The organism is Kitasatospora sp. Xyl93 (assembly GCF_055383135.1).
The window spans coordinates 7,838,191-7,857,835 of the sequence record NZ_AP029185.1; the positions used below are offsets into that span (position 1 = coordinate 7,838,191).

General features: G+C 74.7%; 16 protein-coding genes. 13 read left to right on the top strand and 3 right to left on the bottom strand.

Annotated elements, in window-relative coordinates:
• From ACZ5GH_RS34085 to ACZ5GH_RS34140, 12 genes are all read left to right on the top strand, one after another.
• Window positions 1-1,467 carry a hypothetical protein gene (locus ACZ5GH_RS34085; RefSeq protein WP_464336231.1) on the top strand — a complete coding sequence of 489 codons (1,467 nt, stop codon included), beginning with the start codon at window positions 1-3 and terminating at the stop codon, window positions 1,465-1,467.
• Window positions 1,468-1,472: 5 nt separating this feature from the next.
• On the top strand, window positions 1,473-3,581 hold the full coding sequence (locus tag ACZ5GH_RS34090; protein ID WP_464336232.1) for a glycogen/starch synthase: 2,109 nt from the start codon (window positions 1,473-1,475) through the stop codon (window positions 3,579-3,581).
• Entirely contained in the window at window positions 3,574-4,695 is a 1,122-nt protein-coding gene (locus ACZ5GH_RS34095) for a sugar phosphate nucleotidyltransferase (RefSeq protein WP_464336233.1), read from the top strand. Before ACZ5GH_RS34090 ends, ACZ5GH_RS34095 begins: the two co-directional genes overlap by 8 nt.
• On the top strand, window positions 4,688-5,716 hold the full coding sequence (locus ACZ5GH_RS34100) for an ROK family protein (RefSeq protein ID WP_387757255.1): 1,029 nt from the start codon (window positions 4,688-4,690) through the stop codon (window positions 5,714-5,716). Before ACZ5GH_RS34095 ends, ACZ5GH_RS34100 begins: the two co-directional genes overlap by 8 nt.
• The gene (locus tag ACZ5GH_RS34105; RefSeq protein ID WP_464336234.1) at window positions 5,713-6,600 is read left to right on the top strand and encodes an SDR family oxidoreductase; all 888 of its coding nucleotides are present in this window, start codon (window positions 5,713-5,715) and stop codon (window positions 6,598-6,600) included. Before ACZ5GH_RS34100 ends, ACZ5GH_RS34105 begins: the two co-directional genes overlap by 4 nt.
• Window positions 6,597-7,139: an NUDIX domain-containing protein gene (locus tag ACZ5GH_RS34110; protein WP_387757258.1), complete on the top strand. Its 543-nt coding sequence runs from the start codon at window positions 6,597-6,599 to the stop codon at window positions 7,137-7,139. The genes ACZ5GH_RS34105 and ACZ5GH_RS34110 overlap by 4 nt, the downstream gene beginning before the upstream one ends.
• Before the next feature lie 25 nt (window positions 7,140-7,164).
• Window positions 7,165-9,324 carry a glycogen/starch synthase gene (locus tag ACZ5GH_RS34115; RefSeq protein ID WP_387757259.1) on the top strand — a complete coding sequence of 720 codons (2,160 nt, stop codon included), beginning with the start codon at window positions 7,165-7,167 and terminating at the stop codon, window positions 9,322-9,324.
• 3 nt (window positions 9,325-9,327) lie between these two features.
• Window positions 9,328-10,185 (top strand): HAD family hydrolase, encoded by an 858-nt coding sequence (locus ACZ5GH_RS34120; protein ID WP_387757260.1) that lies wholly within the window; start codon window positions 9,328-9,330, stop codon window positions 10,183-10,185.
• A 63-nt stretch (window positions 10,186-10,248) separates the two neighbouring features.
• Window positions 10,249-12,381 carry a 4-alpha-glucanotransferase gene (malQ, locus tag ACZ5GH_RS34125; protein ID WP_464336235.1) on the top strand — a complete coding sequence of 711 codons (2,133 nt, stop codon included), beginning with the start codon at window positions 10,249-10,251 and terminating at the stop codon, window positions 12,379-12,381.
• 146 nt (window positions 12,382-12,527) lie between these two features.
• On the top strand, window positions 12,528-13,454 hold the full coding sequence (locus ACZ5GH_RS34130; RefSeq protein WP_387757262.1) for an adenosine kinase: 927 nt from the start codon (window positions 12,528-12,530) through the stop codon (window positions 13,452-13,454).
• Window positions 13,451-14,944, top strand: a complete 1,494-nt coding sequence (locus ACZ5GH_RS34135; protein WP_464336236.1) for a GMC family oxidoreductase — start codon at window positions 13,451-13,453, stop codon at window positions 14,942-14,944. Before ACZ5GH_RS34130 ends, ACZ5GH_RS34135 begins: the two co-directional genes overlap by 4 nt.
• Complete coding sequence (locus tag ACZ5GH_RS34140; protein ID WP_464336237.1) at window positions 14,941-15,882, top strand: aldo/keto reductase; 942 nt, start codon at window positions 14,941-14,943, stop codon at window positions 15,880-15,882. The genes ACZ5GH_RS34135 and ACZ5GH_RS34140 overlap by 4 nt, the downstream gene beginning before the upstream one ends.
• 145 nt (window positions 15,883-16,027) lie before the next feature.
• Here ACZ5GH_RS34140 and ACZ5GH_RS34145 read toward each other — a convergent pair whose 3' ends face one another.
• The 3 genes from ACZ5GH_RS34145 to ACZ5GH_RS34155 all read right to left on the bottom strand — a co-directional run bounded on the left by ACZ5GH_RS34145 (window position 16,028) and on the right by ACZ5GH_RS34155 (window position 19,168).
• Window positions 16,028-17,443, bottom strand: coding sequence for an MFS transporter (locus ACZ5GH_RS34145; RefSeq protein WP_387757455.1), 1,416 nt, complete (start codon window positions 17,441-17,443; stop codon window positions 16,028-16,030).
• 226 nt (window positions 17,444-17,669) lie between these two features.
• Window positions 17,670-18,518 carry a hypothetical protein gene (locus tag ACZ5GH_RS34150; protein WP_464336238.1) on the bottom strand — a complete coding sequence of 283 codons (849 nt, stop codon included), beginning with the start codon at window positions 18,516-18,518 and terminating at the stop codon, window positions 17,670-17,672.
• 134 nt (window positions 18,519-18,652) lie between these two features.
• Window positions 18,653-19,168, bottom strand: a complete 516-nt coding sequence (locus ACZ5GH_RS34155; RefSeq protein ID WP_464336239.1) for an HAD-IIIA family hydrolase — start codon at window positions 19,166-19,168, stop codon at window positions 18,653-18,655.
• Window positions 19,169-19,471: 303 nt separating this feature from the next.
• Here ACZ5GH_RS34155 and ACZ5GH_RS34160 point away from each other — a divergent pair, with 303 nt between their 5' ends.
• Window positions 19,472-19,630, top strand: a complete 159-nt coding sequence (locus ACZ5GH_RS34160) for a hypothetical protein (protein ID WP_464336240.1) — start codon at window positions 19,472-19,474, stop codon at window positions 19,628-19,630.
• Window positions 19,631-19,645: the final 15 nt, after the last annotated feature.

Below are 19,645 nucleotides of genomic sequence, written 5' to 3' on the forward strand. Positions count from 1 at the left end.
ATGGACACCCTGCTGCTCGGCGGCATTCCGCGGGCCACGGTCGAACTCCTGCGTCGAGCCCCCTGGATCGACGAGGCCGGCCGCCGTGCCGAACAGTTCGAACTCGTCGACCAGGCCACGCTGGAGACCGTCCGCCTGCTGATCGTCGCCCCCGCCGGCGAGCGCTCCGGCCGCTGGTTCGTCCCCGTCATGGACGACGACCCGGGCCGCGCCGCCGACCGCACCACCGAGTACGACCGGCTGATCGTCCGGGCCCTACGGGAGGGACTGCGCCTGCCCACCCTCCGGGGCAACCTGATCGAGTTCCGCGGCGACCCCGGCGAGTTCCGCGGGCGACTGCCGTTCGACCCCGGCTGGTCCTCCAACGCCCTCTCCCTGCTCGACCTCGACGGGACGGCGCACGCCCACAAGACGTACCGGAGGGTCGGAGCCGGGACCCGCGAGCCCGAACTGCTGCGGCTGATGGCGGCCGGCGGCCGGACCCAGCAGCCGGCCGGCGACTACGCCTACGTCGAGGCCGCCACCGGCCGGCGGGAGCCGCTCGGCGTGCTCTACCGCTACGCCGACGGGGAGGGGCTGAACGTCCCGCTGAGCGCCGGCATCCGGGCCATGTGGCCACTGCTGCACGCCGGGGCCGACCCGGAGGCCGCCGTCACCGAATCCCTGCGGACGCTGGCCGCGCCGCTGCGCGAGGCAGGCCGGTTCCTGGCGGAGTTCCACCGCGAGCTGGCCGAACGGCTCGGCCCGCACCCGGAGTTCCCCGGGGGCGCGTTCCTGGCCGAGACCGCCGGACGGGCGGACGTGCTGCGCCCGCTGATCCTCGACGACGACCGTTTCCCCGAGGGCGTCCGGCAGGCCGCCGTCGCCGGCCTCGACCGCGAGCTGGCCCGGGTCGCCGCCCTGCCCGCGCAGCCCTGGCCGGCCGGCCCGTGCCACGGGGACCTGCACCTGTCCCATCTGCTGCGCCGAGAACTCCCGGACCACAGCTGGGAGTTGTGCGTCATCGACCTCTCCACGCCGCACGTCGACCCGGCCGACCCGGGCACCGCGCAGTCGCCGTGGCAGGACCTGGCCGCCCTGCGACGCGGCCTGGAGATCTTCACCGCCGACGAACTCGCCGACCACGCGGCCCGCGCGCTCGACAGGGACGCCGAGGACGTCTGCCGCACGGCGCTGCTGCTCGCCACCGGCGCGGAACCCGACACCCCCGGCTGGACGCCGGGCCGCGTCGCCGAGCTGACCCGGCTGGGGACGGCGGCCAGGCTGTGGGCGGAACGGACCGGCGACCTGCTGGTCAGCGGCGGCCGACCGCCGGCCGGGCACCCCGCCTGGCGGCTGCTGAGACTGCGCCGGCTGCTCCACGAACTCCACCACGCGTACGCCCACGACCGCGCCTACCACGCGGCGATCAACCTTCGGCACGCCGTGGAGGCCGCGGGCCTGCCGGCCGCCGGGGCGGAGGACTGACACCCGTGCACATCATCGAGACCTACTTCGAGTGCGGCGGTTTCGACCACCGCCTCATCCAGGGCGGCACCTCCGTCTACCTCTGGAACCTCTCCAAGGCCCTGGCCGGCCAGGGCCACCGCGTCTCCATCGTCACCCCGGCCCACGGCCGACTGGACGACCTGCGCCGCTTCCACGACCTGGAGACGCTCGACTACCGGGACGACTACGAGCTGCCGGTCGTCCTCGACCCGCAGACCTGGGGCGAGCGCTTCCCGGCCGAGGTGCGGATCCCGCTGACCACCACCGCGCACCTGCTGCGCCTGGACGGCGTGGACCTCTACTTCCTCTCCAACCAGCTGCTCGACGAGCTGCCCGACCGGTTCTACCCGCCCTACCAGACCAAGGGGAAGGACCTGGTCTTCTTCAAACCGCTGGCCTACCAGGTGGACGCGATCCGCTTCGTCCGTGAGCGGTTCGCCGGGGAGAAGGCCGTCCTGCACGCCCACGAGCCGTACTACCACTACCTGATGCCCGCCGCGTTCCGCCACGACTCGGGCAAACTCGTCGTCGCAACCGTGCAGAGCAACATGCCCATCACCAAGAAGGTCTACCGACCGAAGGTGGAACGGCTGCTCGCCTTCCTCGGGGCCGGGACCGAGCTGCCCCCGGAGGACGCCGACCCGCCGCTCGCCGAGCACGACGCCGTCATGAGCGGCTACCAGCAACTGACCCACCTGCACTACGAGTACGGCCCCGGGCACGTCCGGGTGTACGACCTGGTGGCCGACCACGCCGACCTGGTCGACTTCCTCTCGCCCGGTCACCTGGAGTTCTACACCGGCTTCGCCGACACGCCCTTCGAGCAGGTCTTCACCAGGCTGCCGGTCCACGAGACGGTCCGCCGCAACGCCCACAAGAGCTTCGTCGGCGGCTGCGCCGTCGGCGACGCCTGGACCACCGGTGAACCGCCCGCCGCCGACCGGGCGAGGGTGCTGGGCGGGCTCGGCCTCGACCCCGAACTGCCGACCTTCTTCCACAACGCGCGCTACGCGGTGAACCACAAGGGGCAGGTGGAGCTGTTCCGGGCCGTCGACCGGGTGCTGGACGAGGGCCTGGCCGCCAACTTCGTGCTGCGCTGCATCAGCGACTCCGGGATCGACGACCCGTACGTCCACGACGTGGTCCGCCGGCACGAGGGCCGCGTCCACCTGGAGTGGCAGCGGGTCGACGAACGCCGGATCGTCGAGTACGCGGCGTCCTCGGACTTCTGCCTCTTCCCGTCCAAGTTCGAGATGGACACCTTCCTGATCGCCCAGGGCGAGGCGATGGCCGCGGGCGCGGTGCCGATCGCCACCGCCCAGCGGGGCACGGCGCACTTCGGGCACGTCGCCGACCCGTCGGCGGGACCCGACGCCGAACGGGCCACCGGCTTCGCCGTCAACCGCTCGTTCGCGGAGGACGACCCGCTGCTCGCCGACGCCCTCGCCCGGTGCATCCACCGGGCGGCCGCGCTGCTGCGCGAACAGCCCGACGAGTACCGCCGACTGCGCGCCAACGCGATCGCCAACGCCCGGCAGTTCACCTGGCAGCGCGCCGCGGAACTCCACGTGGCGGCCTTCACCCCGCTGTGGGAGGGCCGCCGACCCGAACCGGACGTGGAACTGGCGCTCCGGCACGGCTGGTTCGACCTGCTGCCGGACGAGGCCTACGAACAGCACCGCGCCGCGGTGGCGGAAGCCGCCGCCCGGCTGGGGGACGCCGAGGCCCACCGGCGCTGCCGGGAACCCGACCCGGCGACCGACCGCGCGCTGTTCGAAACCGCCTGGGCCCGCGCCGACTTCACCCGCTGCGAGCGGACCGCCGACAGCGACCCGGAACTGCGGGCCAGGCTGGACGGCCGCTGCACCGTCGAGGACGGAAGGATCGTCTACCGGCTGCCGCACGCCGAGCGGGTCGAGCTGGTGTGGCTCGCACCGGCCGAACCGGGCCGTCGCCGCCAGGTCACCGTACGGCGGCTCGACCGCCGCGGAAGCGAGTTCACCGGCCCCCTGCCCCCCGTCGGCGAGGAGCTCCACCTGCTGCTCACCCTCACGACCGGTCGCGCGACCTGGGACGTGGTGCGTCATGGCTGACCCGGTGCGCGCCGTCCTGCTGGCAGGCGGCGAGGGCCGCCGGATGGGCAGGCTCGGGCAGGGCAGGCTCAAGCCGCTGGTGCCCTTCGGCGGTGCCTGCCGGCTGATCGACTTCTCGCTCGCCAACGCCGCCGCCTCCGGACTCGGCGAGGTGCTCCTGCTCTCCCAGTACGAGGAGAAGCAGCTGATGGACGACCTGTACCGGACGTGGTGGCGCCCCGGCTTCCGGGTCCACTTCGGCCCCTACGACGAGGTGTACCGCGAGGGCGGCGCGGGTGAGCCCGTCCGGCCCGCCGGCCCGCCGGAGCGGGGCACCGCGGACGCCCTGATCCGCAAGGCCCGCTACGTCTTCGGCCCCGGGACCTCCGAGGTGCTCGTCCTGCACGCGGACCACGTCTACCGCTTCGACTACCGCCCGCTGATCGCTCGGCACCGCCGCTCCGGCGCCGCCCTGACCATGGCCTACCAGCGGATCGAACGCCGCTTCGTGCACCTGTTCGGCATGGTCGAGTTCGACGCGACCGGGCAGCTGACGGGGTTCGTCGAGAAACCCGCCGAGCCGACCGGCGACCTGGTCTTCGCCGCCTTCTGCGTCTTCGACGCGGCCGTGCTCCACCGCTACCTGGAACAGCTGGACGGCACCGGCTGGCAGCACGACATCAGCCGGGACGTCATCCCCGCCATGCTGGCCGGCGGCGAGCGCATCCTCGGGTACGAGGTCCCCGGCCACTGGGAGGACATCGGCACGCCCGACCGCTACCACCTCGCCCACCTGGCCATGGTGGGGAGGAACCCGGCGCTGACCCTCGACCGGCTGCCGCACACCGTCCGACCGGCCACGGCGCGCAGGCTGGTCGCGGACGCGCCCGGCATCGAACGCAGCGTGGTGCCCGCGGACCTGGTCAACCACGGCCGGATCGAGCGGAGCGTCGCCTTCCCGGGTGTCCGGATCGGCGCCGGCGCGGTGGTGCGCCGCAGCGTCCTGCTGCCCGGGGCGAGCGTCGACGCCGGGGCCGAGATCGACTCGGCGATCGTCCTGGAGGACGGCGTCGTGCAACGACTGGACCACGCCCGAGGAGGGGCCAGTGTCCGAAGAGGAGGGGCGAGTGTCTGAATCCGCCTTCACCGTCGCCGACCTCGGCGGCACCACCCTGCGGATAGCCCGCTACGGCACGGACACGGATGCCGTCACCGACGTCCTCCGCACCCCGACCGAGGGCATCGACCGGCATCCCGGCGCGCCGGTGCCCGAACTCCAGGCCCGGGTCGTCGAGCAGCTGACGGAGCTGGCCGGCCGGGCGGTGGAGCGTCACCGCAGCAGCGCCCTGGCGCTGGCCTTCGCGGGCCCGGTCACGGCCGACGGCCGGGTGACGGCCGCACCCACCGTCTGGGGCGGCCGCGGCGAACCGCTGCCGCTGCGCCTGCTGCTGGAGGAGCGGCTCGGCCTGCCGGTGGTCGTGGTCAACGACCTGACGGCCGCGGTCTGGCGGTACGTCGCCACCGAGGGCGAGCAGCCGTTCTGCCTCATCACGGTGAGCTCCGGGATCGGCGGCAAGGTCTACCGGGCCGGGGAGGTGCTGCTCGACGCCGAGGGCCACGGCGGCGAATTCGGCCACTGGACCTGCGACCCCGCGCCGCAGGCACCGCGCTGCGACTGCGGTGGACGCGGCCACCTCGGCGCCATCGCCTCGGGCCGCGGCATGCAGAGTGCCGCACGCCGTGCGGCCCTTGCCGACCCGGACGGCTACGCCCGTTCCCGGCTCGCCCAGGGCGCTCCCGATCCCTCGCGGCTCGACAACCGCACCCTGGTCGCCGCGATCCGCGCCGGCGACGAGTTCGCGACGGCGGTGCTGCGCGGCGGCCTCGCCCATCTGGCCTCCGCGATCACCTCGCTGTTCACCTCGATCGGCGTGCGCCGTTACGTCCTGGTGGGCGGCTTCGCACTGGCCGTCGGCGCCCGGTACGCCGAACTGCTCACCGAGGAGCTGCAACGGCTGGGCTGCTTCGGCCTGAGCGCCGAGCAGATCGGCACGATGGTCGCCCTCGGCGAGCCGGACGACGACCACGGGCTGATCGGGGCCGGCCGGCTGCTCGTCGCCCGCAGGACGGTCCGACAGGCGGTGACCGTCCGGTGACCCGCACCCTGATCGTCGGCAGCGGGTTCGTCGGACGGGCCGTCGCGGCCCGGCTGGCCGCCACGGGCGACGACCCCGTGCTCGCCTCCCGCCACCGGCCGACCGCCCCACCGGTGCCCTGGACCGCACTGGACGCGGCGGACCCGGAGTCCTGCGCCCGGGCCGTCGACCGGGTCCGCCCGGACCGCCTGGTGCTGGTGCACGGCCCCTCCGACGTCACCTGGTGCGAGGCCAACCCCGGGCGCGCCGTGGAACTGCACACGGCTGCCGCCGCCAACCTCGCGGCCGCCGCGCCGCACTGCCGGACGGTGCTGATCTCCACCGACAACGTCTTCGACGGCAGCTCGCCCGCCAACGACGAGAACGCGCCCACCGCCCCCGCCAACGCCTACGGCCGGGCCAAGGCGGAGGCGGAGCGGATCATCGGCCGGCTCCCCGACGCCACCGTGCTGAGGGTGAGCCTGATCTACGGCTGGGAGCCGGCCGGGACGGAGAAGTGGCTCAACTTCTTCTCCGCCTGCGTCCACGGCCTGCGCCGGGGCGAGCCGGTCGAAGCCCCGGACGACCAGTGGACGACACCCGTCCTGGTCGAGGACGTCGCCGCCGTGACCGCCGCGGTGCTGACCGGCGGGGCGCCCCGGCTGCTGCACCTGGGAGGCCCGGAACGGACCTCGCGGGCGGCCTGGGCGGAGGTCGTCGCCGACGGGCTCGGCGTGCCGCGCTCGCTGGTGCGCCGGGTTCCGAAGGCCGCCGGCCGGTACGCCAGCCGCCCCGCCAACACCTGCCTGACCAGCGACCGGCTGGACGGCTTCCTCGCCCGGCACGGACTGCGGGTGCGCGGAGTCACCGAGGGCGTCCGCGCACTGTTGGAGGCCGCCCCGTGATCCGCACCCTCCGGTCCCGCGAGGTCTACCGCAACCCGTGGATGACGGTCCGCGAGGACGACATCGAGCGGGCCGACGGCAGCACCGGGCTGTACGGGGTGGTCGACAAGGCCGACTACGCGCTGGTGATCCCCCGCCAGGACGGCCGGGTCCATCTCGTCGAGCAGTACCGCTACCCGGCCGGCGGCCGGTACTGGGAGTTCCCCCAGGGCTCCTGGCCCGCGGGGCACCACGGCGAGGACCCGGTCGGGCTCGCCCGCGCCGAACTCCGCGAGGAGACCGGTCTGCGGGCCGGTCCGATGACGTACCTGGGCCGGCTGCACGTGGCGTACGGCTACTCCAGCCAGGGCTGCCACGTCTTCCTGGCGGAGCAGCTGGAGCCGGGGGAGCCGGAGCGGGAGGTCTCCGAGGCCGACATGGTCCAGCGCTGGGCCGACCCGGACGAATGGCGCGGCCTCGTCCGGGCCGGACGGATCACCGACGCCGCCACCCTGGCCGCCCACGCCCTGCTCACGCTGCACGCCTCCGGCGCGGTCTGAGAACGACGACAGAGAGGACCCGACGGTGCACATCGTCAAATTCGCCTTCGAGAGCGTGGGCTTCGACGTCCGACTCATGCGCGGCGGCCTCGCCTCGCTGGTGTGGAACCTCGCCCGCGAGTTCGCCGACCAGGGGCACCGGGTCTCGGTGATCACGCCGGCGCACGGCTGCCTCGACCACCTGCGGGCGCACTACGAGCTGACGGAACTGGAGTACGCCGACCGTCACACCGTGCCGCTCGTCCTGGACCGCGACGTGTGGGCCGGGCACCCCGCGGAGCTCGAACTGCCGCTCACCACCCGCGCCCACCTGCTCCGGTACGAGGGCGTCGACATCTACTTCCTGTCCGACGAGTACCTCGACCTGCTCCCCGAACGCATCTACCCCGCCCGCGTGAGCGAGGGCCGGGACCTGGCCTTCTTCAAGCCACTGGTGTTCCAGGTCTCCGGCCTGCGGTTCCTGCGCACCGGCCTCGACCTGGGCGCGGAACCCGCGGTGGTGCAGGCCTACGAGCCGTACTACCACTACCTGCTGCCGCCGGTGCTGCGCGAGGACCCGCGCTTCCTGGTGGTCAGCACGCTGGCCAGCAACATGCCGATCAACCAGCAGGTCCACCGCCCCCAGCTGGAGAGACTGCTGGAGCTGTTCGGGACGGACGTCGACCTGGACGCGCTCGCCGACCCGCCCGCCCGCGGTGCGCTGGCCGCAGCCATGGCCGCCGCCCTGCCGAGCACGCACCTGGCCGACCGCCCGGCGGCGGACGGCATCGGGTACTTCGCCCTGATCGCGGCCACCTGCGACCTGTTGGACTTCCTCACGCCCGGCCAGCTCGACTTCTACTCCGCCTTCCGGGACACGCCCTTCGAGCGCGCCTTCCAGGACCTGACCGTCGCGCGGATCGTCCGGCGGTCGGCGGCCCGGCAGTTCGTGGGCGGCTGCGCGGTCCCCGACGGCTGGCTGGCCCGTGACCCGGCCGGGGTCGACCGGGCGGACGTGCTCACTGCCCTGGGCCTGGACCCGGCGAAGCCGACCTTCTACCACGTGGCGCGCTTCTCCGTGCACCACAAGGGCCAGACCGAGCTGTTCCGCGCGATCGACGCCGTCCTCGCCGACGACCCGGACGTCAACTTCGTCGTGCGCTGCGCCGTCGCGGCCGGCGGGGACGGCGTGGTCAGCGCGGTCGGCGACCCGTACTTCCAGGAGGTCGCCGACCGCCACGCCGGGCGGGTCCGGCTGGAATGGGCGATGGTCGGCGAGGACGTGCTCTACCGGGAGGCGGTGGCGGCGGACTTCTGCCTCTTCCCGTCCAAGTTCGAACTGGACTCCTTCCTCATCGCCCAGGGCCAGCTGATGGCCTGCGGCGCGGTGCCGGTCGGCACCGCGCAGGAGGTCACCACCCACTACCGCCACCAGCTGCCGCGCGAACACCCGGACGCCACCGGCTTCGCCGTCCCGCGCTCGTTCACCGAGGACGACCCGCTGCTCGCCGGCGCCCTGGCGGAGCGCATCAGGCAGGCCGCCCGGATCCACCGCGAGGACCCGGCCGAGTACGCCCGGCTGTCGGACAACTCCAGGGCGCTCGCCCGCCGTTTCACCTGGCGCAAGGCCGCCACCACGCGGCTGGCGACGTTCGCCGCGGCCGCCGCGGGTGTCCTTCCGGGACTGACGCCCGAGCGGGCCGCCGGATACGGCTGGTTCGAGGAGCTGGCCGACACCGACTGGGTGACCCACCGACGTGAGATAGCCGAGGCCGCGCTGGCCCGCGGTGATCTGGCGGCCTACCGCAGGTGCGTGCCGTCGGTGGACCGGGACGGGCTGAGGCGGCTGTTCGGTGCCGCGTACGCCAGGGCCGACTTCACGCGCTGCGCGGAGCTCGCCGACCTCCTCGACGACCCGGACCTGACCGCCGTGCTGGACGGGCGCTGCCTGGTCGAGCCGACCGACGCGGGCCCGCGGATCGAGTACCGGCTGCCGCACGCCGACAGCGTGCTGCTCGTCCTGCCCTCCGGCGAGCACCGGCTGACCGGGGCCGACGGGACCTTCGCGACCGTCCTGGCGCAGGACGTGCCGGGGCCGCTGGTCTTCCTGCTGCGGCTGCGGGACGGCCGCTGCGCCTGGGACGAGGTACCGGCCGGCGCCCGCCGACCGGTCACGCCCGTCGGTGCCGGCCTGGAAAGGGACTGACCGATGACCGCGCCCACCCGGGACCGCCCGCCCCGCTTCGCCGTCGTGGCCACCGACCTGGACGGCACGCTCCTGCGGCGTGACCTCACCGTCTCCGCCCGCACCCGGGCCGCGCTCGCGCGGGTCGAAGCGGCCGGTGCCCGCCACCTGGTGGTGACCGGCCGGGCGGCCGCCGGCTGCCGCACCCTGCTGGGACGACTCGACTACCGGGGCCTGGCGGTGTGCGGTCAGGGCGCCCAGCTCTACGACGTCGGCGCCGACCGGCTGCTGTCCTCGGCGGCCCTGCACGGTCCCACCGTCCGGGCACTGGTCGGTCGGATCGCCGAGCAGGCCGGGCCCTTGAAGCTCGCCGTGGTGACCGCCGGCCTGGCCGGCGAATTCATCGTCACGCCCGGCTTCGAGGGGCGGGTACGGCACGGCTGGCGGCTCGCCGAACGCCCGTCCGACCTCTGGGAGCAGCCGGTGGACAAGGTGCTGATCCGCCACGAGGAGCTGGGTGACGACGAACTCGCCGCCCTCGCCCACCGGGTCTGCACGCAGGAGGTCACCGTCACCCACTCCGGCGAAGGTCTGGTGGAGCTGCTCCCGGCCGGGATCAGCAAGGCGAGCGGACTGGCCGCCGCGGCCGCCCTGCTCGGCTTCGAGGCCGCCGACACCATCGCGTTCGGGGACATGCCGAACGACATCCCGATGCTCGAATGGGCCGGTCACGGCGTCGCCATGGGCAACGGCCACGCCGAACTGCGCCGGCGTGCGGACGAGACGGCCCCCGGCCATGAGGAGGACGGCGTCGCGGTGGTGCTCGAACGCCTCTTCCCGCCCGCCGTTCCACGGCCCGCCGCCGCGCGGCTCCGCTCCTGACGGCCCGCCGCCGCGCGAGCCGTCCACGACCCGTCCACCGCCGACCGACCGGAGGTCCCACCGATGCCGTCCGACCGTCACCTGGCCGAACTGGCCGAACTGCACCGCGTCGCCACCCACTGGACCACCGACCTGGGCCGGCGGATCGAGACCCCGCCCGAGACGCTGCGCGCCGTGCTCGCCGCCCTGGGCGTCGACGCCGCGTCCGACGGCGCGGTGCGGGCGGCGCTGGCCGAGCGCCGGCACGCCCTGGCCGAGCGTCTGCTGCCCCCCAGCGTGGTGGTCCGCTCCGGTCGGCCGCGCACCGACCTGCGGGTCGCACCCGGCGTCGAACTCCGGGTGGAGACCGAGGACGGCGCGGTCCGCCCGGTGCGCGGCCCGGGGAAGGAGCTGGCCGGACTCCCGGTCGGACGACACGTCCTGCACGCCGAGCGGGCCGGCCGCAGCGAGGCCGTTCCGCTGCTGGTCGCACCCACCCGGCTGGCGGGCCCCTCCAGGCGGGGCTGGGGATTCCTGGTCCAGCTGTACTCGGTGCTCTCCGGACGCTCGTGGGGCATGGGCGACCTGGGCGACCTGGCCGAGCTGGGCCGTTGGGCCGGCGGTCTCGGGGCCGACTTCATCCAGCTCAACCCGCTGCACGCGTACGTGCCGGGGCCGCTGCCCGACCCGTCGCCGTACCGGCCCAGCAGCCGGCGCTACCCGGACCCGACGAACCTGCGGGTCGAGGCGTTGCCCGAGTTCGCGGCCCTGTCACCGGTCGGCCGGGCCGTGGTCGCCGAGCTGAGCGCGCGCGCCGACGACCTCCGCGAGCGGGTGCTCGCCGGTGGGCTGATCGACCGGGTCGCGGTCCGCGACCTCAAGCTCCGGGCCCTGGAGCTCCTGCACCGGGTCCCGCTCAACCCCGTCCGGCAGGCGGCCTACCGGAAGTACGCCGAGGCCGAGGGGCGCGGGCTGACCGACTTCGCGACCTGGTGCGCCCTCGCCGAGGTGCACGGAACCCGGTGGCGCTCCTGGCCCGTGGGGCTGCGCGATCCCGACGGCCCCGGAACCGCCGCGGCCCGTCGGGAACTGGCCGACCGCGTCGAGTTCCACCGCAGGGTCGCCTGGCTGGTCGACGAACAGCTCGGAGAGGCGCAGCGGGCGGCCACCGGGGCCGGCATGGCCGTCGGGCTGATGCACGACCTGGCGGTCGGCGTCGATCCCGAGGGCGCGGACGCCTGGAGCCTCCAGCACTACCTCGCCGAGGGGATGACGGTGGGCTGCCCGGCCGACGACTTCAACCCGCACGGACAGGACTGGGGGCTGCCGCCCTGGCGGCCCGACACGCTGGCCGAGGCCGGCTACGCGCCGTTCGCCGAGGTGCTGCGGGGGACGCTGCGGCGGTCGGGCGCGCTGCGGCTGGACCACATCATGGGCCTCTTCCGGCTCTGGTGGGTGCCCGCCGGGGCCCCTGCCTCGCAGGGCGCCTACGTCCGGTACGACCACGAGGCGATGCTCGGGGTGCTCGCGCTGGAGGCGCACCGGGCCGGCAGCATGGTGATCGGAGAGGACCTGGGCACGGTCGAGCAGGGTGTCCGGGAGGAGCTGGCCGACCGGGGGATCCTCGGGACCTCGGTGCTCCGCTTCGAGTACCTCGGCGGATCGGAACAGCGCTCGGGGCCGCTGCCGCCCGAGGGGTGGCGCAGTGACTGCCTCGCCACCCTGACCACGCACGACCTGCCCAGCACCGCCGCCTGGCTCGACGGCGAGCACGTGGAGCTGCACGAGAAGCTCGGCCTGCTCGCCGAACCGGTGGAGCGGGTCGCGGCCGCCGCGGAGGCCGAACGGGACGGCTGGCTGGGGGAGTTGGAGCGGGTCGGCGCCCTCGGGCCGCGAACCGGGGGCGTGCCGGGCCGGGAGGCGCTCGGTCTGCACCGGTTCCTGGCGCTCACCCCGGCGAAGCTGCTCGGCGTCTGGCTGCCCGACACCGTCGGGGACCGCCGTCCGCAGAACCTGCCCGGCACGGTCGACGAGTACCCCAACTGGCGGCTGCCGATCGCCGATCCGCAGGGCCGCCCGCTGACCCTGGAGGAGCTGGCCGTGCGGCCGGGCCCCCGGGCCGTCGCCGAGCTCTACCGGGACCTGCCCGACCGGTTGGCCGCCGACGCGGTACCGCGGGAAGGCGGCGTGCCGCAGGCTTCTGCAAAAGATTTCTGAAAGGTTCAGCAACGTCTTGCTGTGGCGTGCCGCGCCTGATTGACTCCCTCCTCAGCACCGCCAGTTGACGACGGGTCAGCCGCGTGGGCCGAGCCGAGCGGGGCCCGGTCACCGCCGTCGGGGGCCCGGGCCCGAGAGGAACACCGATGAACACTGAGACAGACGTCCTCGTCCTGGGAGGCGCCGGCGTCGACACGATCGTGTACGTGCCCGAGCTTCCGCTGCCCTTCGCCGACAGCTACATGGTGCCGAGGGTGGAGATGCGGGCGGGCCAGACCGGCGACTTCGTCGCGCTCGGACTGAGCGCGCTGGGCCTGCGCGTCCACCACCTGGACATGATCGGGGCCGACCACCCCGGCGACCTGGTCCGGGCGCTGCACCGCGACCGGGGCGTCCCCCTGACCGAGGTCCCGCTGCCCGGCGGCACCAAGCGCGCCGTCAACCTGGTCGGCCCCGACGGGCGACGCCTGTCGCTCTACGACGACACCCGCTCGGACGAGGCGGACCGGCTGCCCGAGGAGACCGTCCGGGCACTGGCCTCGGTGAGCCGTCACGCCCACGTGTCGATCACCTACCCCTGCGCGTTCGCGCTGCCGCAGCTCCGTGAGGCCGGCGTGACCGTCTCCACCGACCTGCACAACTGGGACGGCGCCAACGCCTACCACGAGCCGTTCGCGTACGGGGCCGACATCGTCTTCCTCTCCACCACCGCCCTCGCCGACCCGGAGCGGACCATGCGGCGGATCGTCGAACGGGGCCGCGCCCGGGTGGTCGTCGCCACGGCCGGCGCCGAAGGCGCGTACCTGCTGTCCGACGGGGAGATCACCCACGTCCCCGTCGTCCCGCCGCCCGCCCCGGTGGTCGACTCCAACGGCGCCGGCGACGCCTTCGCGTCGGGCTTCCTGTTCGGCTGGCTGGCCGGGGAACCGGTCGCCCGGTGCGCCCGTTACGGCGCGGTCGCCGGGGCGTTCGCCTGCACCGTGCCGGCGACCGGCACCGACTCCATCGGCCGGGAGGAACTCCTCGCCCGCGTCGCCGAACCGGACGCGCCGGCGGCGGGAGGAGGCGCGTGACGGGCCGGTCGGCGGGCTACGACGTGCTCGTCCTCGGCGGCGGTGTGGCCGGCTGTGTGCTGGCGGCCCGGTTGAGCGAGGACCCGGACCGCACCGTGTGCGTGGTGGAGGCCGGACCGGACTTCGGCCGCGAGCGGTCGGGGTGGCCGAAGGGGGTGCTGAACGCCCGCGCGCTGCCGCGCGAGGAGGTGTGGGAGCGCCACGCGCCGGCCCACCGCATCCGTGCCCGCCTGCTCGGCGGCTCGTCGTGCATCAACGGCTGCTGGAACACCTGGGGGTCCGAGGCCGACCACGCGGAGTGGGCCCGGCTCGGAGGCCCGCGCTGGACGGCTCCGGCGATGGAGCCGTACCGTCTCGCGGCGGTGGAACGGATGGGCCTGCGCCGCGCACCGGAGCACGAGTTCTCGTGGTGGAGCCGGTCCGCCCTCGCGGCCGCCGCCGAGATCGGCTTCCGGGAGGTGGACATGGGCACCCCCGGCGGGCCCGGCTACGGCACCCCGTTGCTCAACGCCTTCGACGGCGTCCGCCACAACGCGGCCTTCGCCTATCTGGAAGCCGCGCGCTCCCGACCCAACCTCACCGTCCTCGCGGACGCCGCGGTGGACCGGCTGGACGTGCGCGACGGACGCGTCCGGGGGGTGTCGATCGAGGTCGACGGTCGGCGCGAGACGCTGCACGCCGACGGCTACCTGCTGGCCTGCGGCAGCTTCGGCTCGCCCGCCGTGCTGATGCGCAGCGGAATCGGCCCCGCGGCCCACCTCCGGGAAGTCGGCGTCCGCCCCGAGGTCGACCTGCCCGGGGTCGGGTCGAACCTCGTCGACCAGCCCGGCGTGTTCGTGCCGCTGGCCCCCACGGACGAGCTGAACGCGGCGCTCGCCGAGAAGGAGGCCACCGGTGACCTGTACGTCAGCAGGATGCTGGTCAGAGCGGCCAGCGGACTCTGCCCGGAGGGGTCCTGGGACCTCCACCTCCTGCCCGTGGCCGGGCCACCGCTGTTCGGCGGACTCCCGCGGGGCCAGTACGAGGCGGGCATCTCCGCCTTCGTGATGAAGCCGGCCTCCCGGGGCACCGTACGGCTGGTCTCCGCCGACCACACGGCGGCGCCGGAGATCGACCCGGGCTTCCTCTCCGACGAGGGCGGCCGCGACCTCGCCGTCCTCCGCTCGGGCCTGGAGCTCGTCGAACGGATGGCCGCGACGGCGGCGCTGGCGCCGCTCGCCGGTCCCGCCCGGGGGCCCCGGCCCCGTGACCTGTCCGATCGGGAGCTCCGCGCCCGCCTCGGCACCTACTGGCATCCCGTGGGGACCTGCGCCATGGGCGCCCCCGACGACCCCCGCGCGGTGGTCGACGGCGAGGGCCGGGTCCGGGGCGTGTCGAACCTGCGGGTCGTCGACGCCTCCATCCTGCCGACCGTTCCGGCGGCCAACACCCAACTGCCGGTGCTCGCCGTCGCGGAGATGCTGGCGGACCTCGCCCGGGAGGCGGCATGACGGGGCCGGCCGCCGACACCGGCCGGGCACTGTACGGATGCATGGGACTGGGCGGCAGCTGGGACGACAGCGCGTACACCGCGGCGGACGTCGGCCACGCCGAGGCCGCGGTGGGAGCCGCGCTGGACGCCGGGATCACCGCGTTCGACCACGCCGACATCTACCGGCGCGGCAAGTCCGAAGCGGTCTTCGGCGAGCTGCTGTCCGCGTCCCCCGGACTGCGGGCGCGCATCACCCTGCAGAGCAAGTGCGGCATCCGGCTCCCCGACGGGGAGCGGCCCGGGCTGTACGACCTCCGGGGGCCGACCATCGTACGGCGGGTGGAGGAGAGCCTCGCCCGGCTGCGCACCGACACGCTCGACGTGCTGCTGCTCCACCGGCCCGATCCGCTGGCCCGTCCCGAGGAGATCGCCGGGGCCCTCGGCTCCCTGCACCGGCAGGGTCTGGTGCGGCGCTTCGGCGTGTCGAACATGAGCGCCGCGCAGATCGCCCGGCTCCGGGAGCAGCTCGACGTCCCCCTGGTCGTCAACCAGCTGGAGATGAGCCTGGGCCACCGTGCCTGGGTCGAGGACGGCGTCCTGGTCAACACCGCGGCCGCCGCCGGGAACGGCTTCCCGCACGGAACGGTCGAGTACTGCGCCGCCAACGGGATCGGCCTCCAGGCCTGGGGCGCCCTGGCCCGGGGCCGCTTCACCGGCGGCAGCCCGACGCCGACCGGCGATCTCGTCCGTGCCCTCGCCGAGAGCAAGGGCACGACGCCGGAGACGATCGTCCTCTGGTGGCTCCAGCGCCACCCGGCCGGCATCGCACCGGTCATCGGGACCACCCGGCCCGCACGTATCGCGGCCTGCCGTGACGCCGTGCTGCGCGAACCCGGGCTCACCCACGAGGAGTGGTACGAACTGTGGATCAGCGCCCGCGGCGCCCCGCTGCCCTGATCCCGCACCGACGGCCCGGCCCGCCGCCCCACCGGCGGGCCGGGGCTCGACCGCCCCGGCCAGCGCCCCGCTGCCGCAGCGGAGCGGGGCGGAGGGGGTCAGCCAGGCGTCGGGTCGGACCTGCCCGGGAACCGCTCGGACCTCCTCACTGCCGGGCGTCGTCGCGGACGGCGCTGAGCGGGGTGGCGAGGGATTCCAGGCTGCGGCGTTCGGCCTTGACGCCGATGGCGGCTTCGACGAGGCCAGCGGCCGTCATCAGTGCGGCGCCGATGCAGAAGGCGAGGGTGGTGTCGGCGGCCTTGCCGCTGCTGACCAGGCCGTTGAAGAGCAGTGGGCCGCTGATCCCGCCGACGGCGGTGCCGACCGCGTAGAAGAAGGCGATGCACAGGGCGCGGGTCTCCAGCGGGAAGATCTCGCTCACGGTCAGGTACGCCGCGCTCGCGCCGGCCGAGGCGAGGAACAGCACGATCGTCCAGCAGGCGGTCATGGTGTCGGCGGAGAGCGAGCCCCGCTGGAAGAGGTAGGCGGTGCCGAACAGCAGCACGCCGGAGCCGATGTAGCTCCCGGCGATCATCGGTTTGCGGCCGACGCTGTCGAAGAAGTGGCCGAGGAGGAGGGGGCCGAGGAAGTTGCCGACGGCGATCACGGCGAAGTAGTAGCCGGTGTCGCCCTCGGGGACGGCGAAGAAGGTGGTGAGGACGGTGGCGTAACCGAAGGTCACCGCGTTGTAGAGGAAGGCCTGGCCGATGAACAGCGCGAGCCCGAGCACGGTGCGCCGGGGGTAGCGGCTGACCACGGTACGGGCGATGGTGAGGAAGCCCAGGGGGGCGCGTTGGCGGATGAGGACGGGTTCCTCGTCGAGGGGCGGCAGCTTCCGGCCGGTCTGCCGTTCCACCGTCCGCTCGGCCTGCGCCACGATCTCCTCGGCCTCCTGGGCCCGCCCGTGGGTGAACAGCCAGCGCGGGCTCTCCGGGACGTGCCGGCGGACCAGCAGGATCACCAGGCCGAGGACGACGCCGATGCCGAAGGCCAGCCGCCAGCCGACGTCGGTGGCGAGGAAGGAGGTGTTCAGCAGGGCGATCGACGCGAAGGCGCCGAGGGCCGCGCCGATCCAGAAGCTGCCGTTGATGATCAGGTCGATCCGGCCGCGCACCCGGGCGGGGATCAGTTCGTCGATGGCGGAGTTGATCGCCGCGTACTCGCCTCCGATGCCGAACCCGGTGAGGAAGCGGCAGAGGAAGAAGAACCAGGCGGTCCAGGAGAACGCGGTGACGGCGGTGGCGGCGAGGTAGACGGCCAGGGTGAGCATGAAGAGCTTCTTGCGTCCCAGCCGGTCGGTCAGCCGCCCGAAGAAGAGGGCACCGGCGCAGGCGCCCGCCACGTAGAGCGCGGCGGCCACGGTGGTGACCTCGGCGGTGCTGATGGCGATGCCGCTGCCCTGCTGGGCCAGCCGGCCGGCCATGTTGCCGACGATCGTCACTTCCAGGCCGTCGAGGATCCACACCGTGCCCAGGCCGATGACGATCCGCCAGTGCCAGTGCGACCAGGGCAGCCGGTCCAGCCGGGCGGGGACGTCGGTGGCGACGACTCCCGGCTCGACCTCCCCCGGCTCGCCTTCCCGTGCGGACCGTAGCGTCTTCGTCTTCGCCGGATCGACCACGGCGGACTCCTTCCCCCTCGGGGCTCGTTGACGGACCGCGTCTGCCCGTTTCCGCGCGGGTCACGCCGGGGCAGCGGCCGGGCCCGGTGGCCGCCGGTTCCCGGCCGCTGCCCGAGGAGGCCGGCGGTCAGGTCCGCGGCGGGCGGTCGCCCTCGGCGTCCTCGTCGCCGGCGGCACCCTCGACGGACTCCGGTGCCTCGATGCCCGGTTCCTCGTCGGGCCGTCGGTACGGGCCCGCCCCGGTGGACCCGGGTTCGGCTCCGCCGTCGGAGCGGATCCGTACGGCCTCCTCCTCGGCCGACAGGCCCGCGGTGTCGCCGGGTGCGTCGGCCCGCAGATCGCTGTGCGGGTCGGGCGGGTCGAGGCGTCCGGCGGCCTGTTCGGGCTCGCCGGCCACGGCCGTCCGTTCGTCGGTCTCGGGTTCCTCCTGGGCGAGCCGGGCGTCGAGCGACTCGCCCTCGGCCTGCTCGGCCCCGGTGGTGCCGAAGGACTCGGCGGCCACCGGCGCGTCACCGGGGACGGGTTGGACCTGCGGGTCCTGCGACCACGTCCGGGCGGGGGAGCCGTCCTGGAGGTCGGGGATGCCCTCGTCCTCCGGTTCGGCGCCGGGGTCGTGCCGGCCCCGCTCGGGCTCCTCCGGCTCCTCCAGCGGTTCCACCGCTTCCCCGGACTCCGAGGCTCCGGCGGCCGCGGTGCTCTGGGCGGGTCCGTCCGGGGGCTCCGCGGTGCCCGTGGGGGAGCGCCGCGGGCCGCCGTACTCCTCGTCGGGCTGGACGCCGGGTACCGGGCCTTCGGCGATCTCCGGCTGCTGCACGTCACTCCCCGCGACGTTGGGCGTCCCGCCCTTGCCGATCGGCGACGGCCGGCGCCCCGGGCCCTCGGTCCTCTCCTCGTCCCGCTCCGTCCCGGCGGTGTCCGCCGGGCCGATCGCGCCCCCCATGTCGTGCAGTGGTCGTTCGTGCCGTTCGCCGTTCATGCTGTCCTCCGTTCGTGTCCGGGCCGGCGGACCGGGCCCGGTGAGGCGTCTTTCCGCCGTGCGGCCGCTCACACCGGCCGGGCGGCGGCCGGCCCCGTCATCGGCAGCCACGTTCCCGGCCGTCCCGTCGCCGGTCAGCGCCGCAGCAGCAGGGCGGCGGCCTCGGCCGGGTCCTCGGCGGACGGGCAGGCGGTCAGGGTGCAGGGCGGGCACGCCGGATGCGGCGGCCGGCCGGCCTCGCGGACCCGGATCGCGTGCGCGCCGGCGGCCAGCGCGGCGGCGATCACGGAGTCGGCGCAGCCGATCACGGTGACCCGCGCGGGCGGCAGGCCGAGGGCCCGGCAGGCGGCCGTCACGAGGCCGGGGTCGGGCATGCGGCAGGCGCAGCCGTCGTGCGAGCCGTGCGGGCAGACCGCCCACACGTCCACCGGTCCCAGCAGCAGTTCGGCCCGGGCCTGGATGGCGTCGACCTGGCCGCGGCCGAGCATCCCCCGCGCCACGGCCGGCTGGTTGCTCAGCACGCCGAGCGCGAAGCCGGCCGCGCGCAGGGCCGCGAGGGCGGCGCGGATGCCCGCCGTCGGGTGGACCATGGCGGGGTCGCCGTTGCAGGAGACGTCCTGCAGGAGGGTGCCGTCGCGGCCGAACAGCACCGCGCGGCTCCGGTCGGAAGGGCCGGGCGCGGTGGTCAGCCAGGGCCCGGACCGGTCGCAGGGGCCGGATGGCCAGGGCTGCGGAACGGTCGGTACGGGTTCTCCGAGGTACGCCATACCGCTGCGGGTTGCCGTCGGCGGGCAGGCCAAACAGGCCGTGCCGGGGCCGGGCCGGGGTCGGGTCGAGCATGTTCCCGGCACGCCGTTTGACCTCGTGCAGCCGGGCAGACGCCCGGGTAGCAGGGACGGGTCGGCAGTCGGCACGCCGGTCCGCGCCGCCGACGAGACCGATCGGGAACGACCATGAACCCGCCCGCACCCGCGCCGCCCGAGAACCCGCCGCCCGAGAACCCGCCCGCACCCGCGTCGTCCGAGAACCCGCCGCCCGAGAACCCGCCCGCACCCGCGTCGCCCGAGAAGGCGCACGCGGTACCCGGCGCGGGCCGGGTGCCGGGCGCCTGACCCGCCCCCGGAGCC

Bases quoted from the DNA above. Each gene is read 5' to 3' on its own strand.
- malQ (WP_464336235.1), top strand. From the start codon at position 10,249: ATGCCGTCCGACCGTCACCTGGCCGAACTGGCCGAACTGCACCGCGTC.
- ACZ5GH_RS34160 (WP_464336240.1), top strand. From the start codon at position 19,472: ATGAACCCGCCCGCACCCGCGCCGCCCGAGAACCCGCCGCCCGAGAAC.
- ACZ5GH_RS34140 (WP_464336237.1), top strand. From the start codon at position 14,941: ATGACGGGGCCGGCCGCCGACACCGGCCGGGCACTGTACGGATGCATG.
- ACZ5GH_RS34095 (WP_464336233.1), top strand. From the start codon at position 3,574: ATGGCTGACCCGGTGCGCGCCGTCCTGCTGGCAGGCGGCGAGGGCCGC.
- ACZ5GH_RS34120 (WP_387757260.1), top strand. From the start codon at position 9,328: ATGACCGCGCCCACCCGGGACCGCCCGCCCCGCTTCGCCGTCGTGGCC.
- ACZ5GH_RS34130 (WP_387757262.1), top strand. From the start codon at position 12,528: ATGAACACTGAGACAGACGTCCTCGTCCTGGGAGGCGCCGGCGTCGAC.
- ACZ5GH_RS34150 (WP_464336238.1), bottom strand. From the start codon at position 18,518: ATGAACGGCGAACGGCACGAACGACCACTGCACGACATGGGGGGCGCG.
- ACZ5GH_RS34085 (WP_464336231.1), top strand. From the start codon at position 1: ATGGACACCCTGCTGCTCGGCGGCATTCCGCGGGCCACGGTCGAACTC.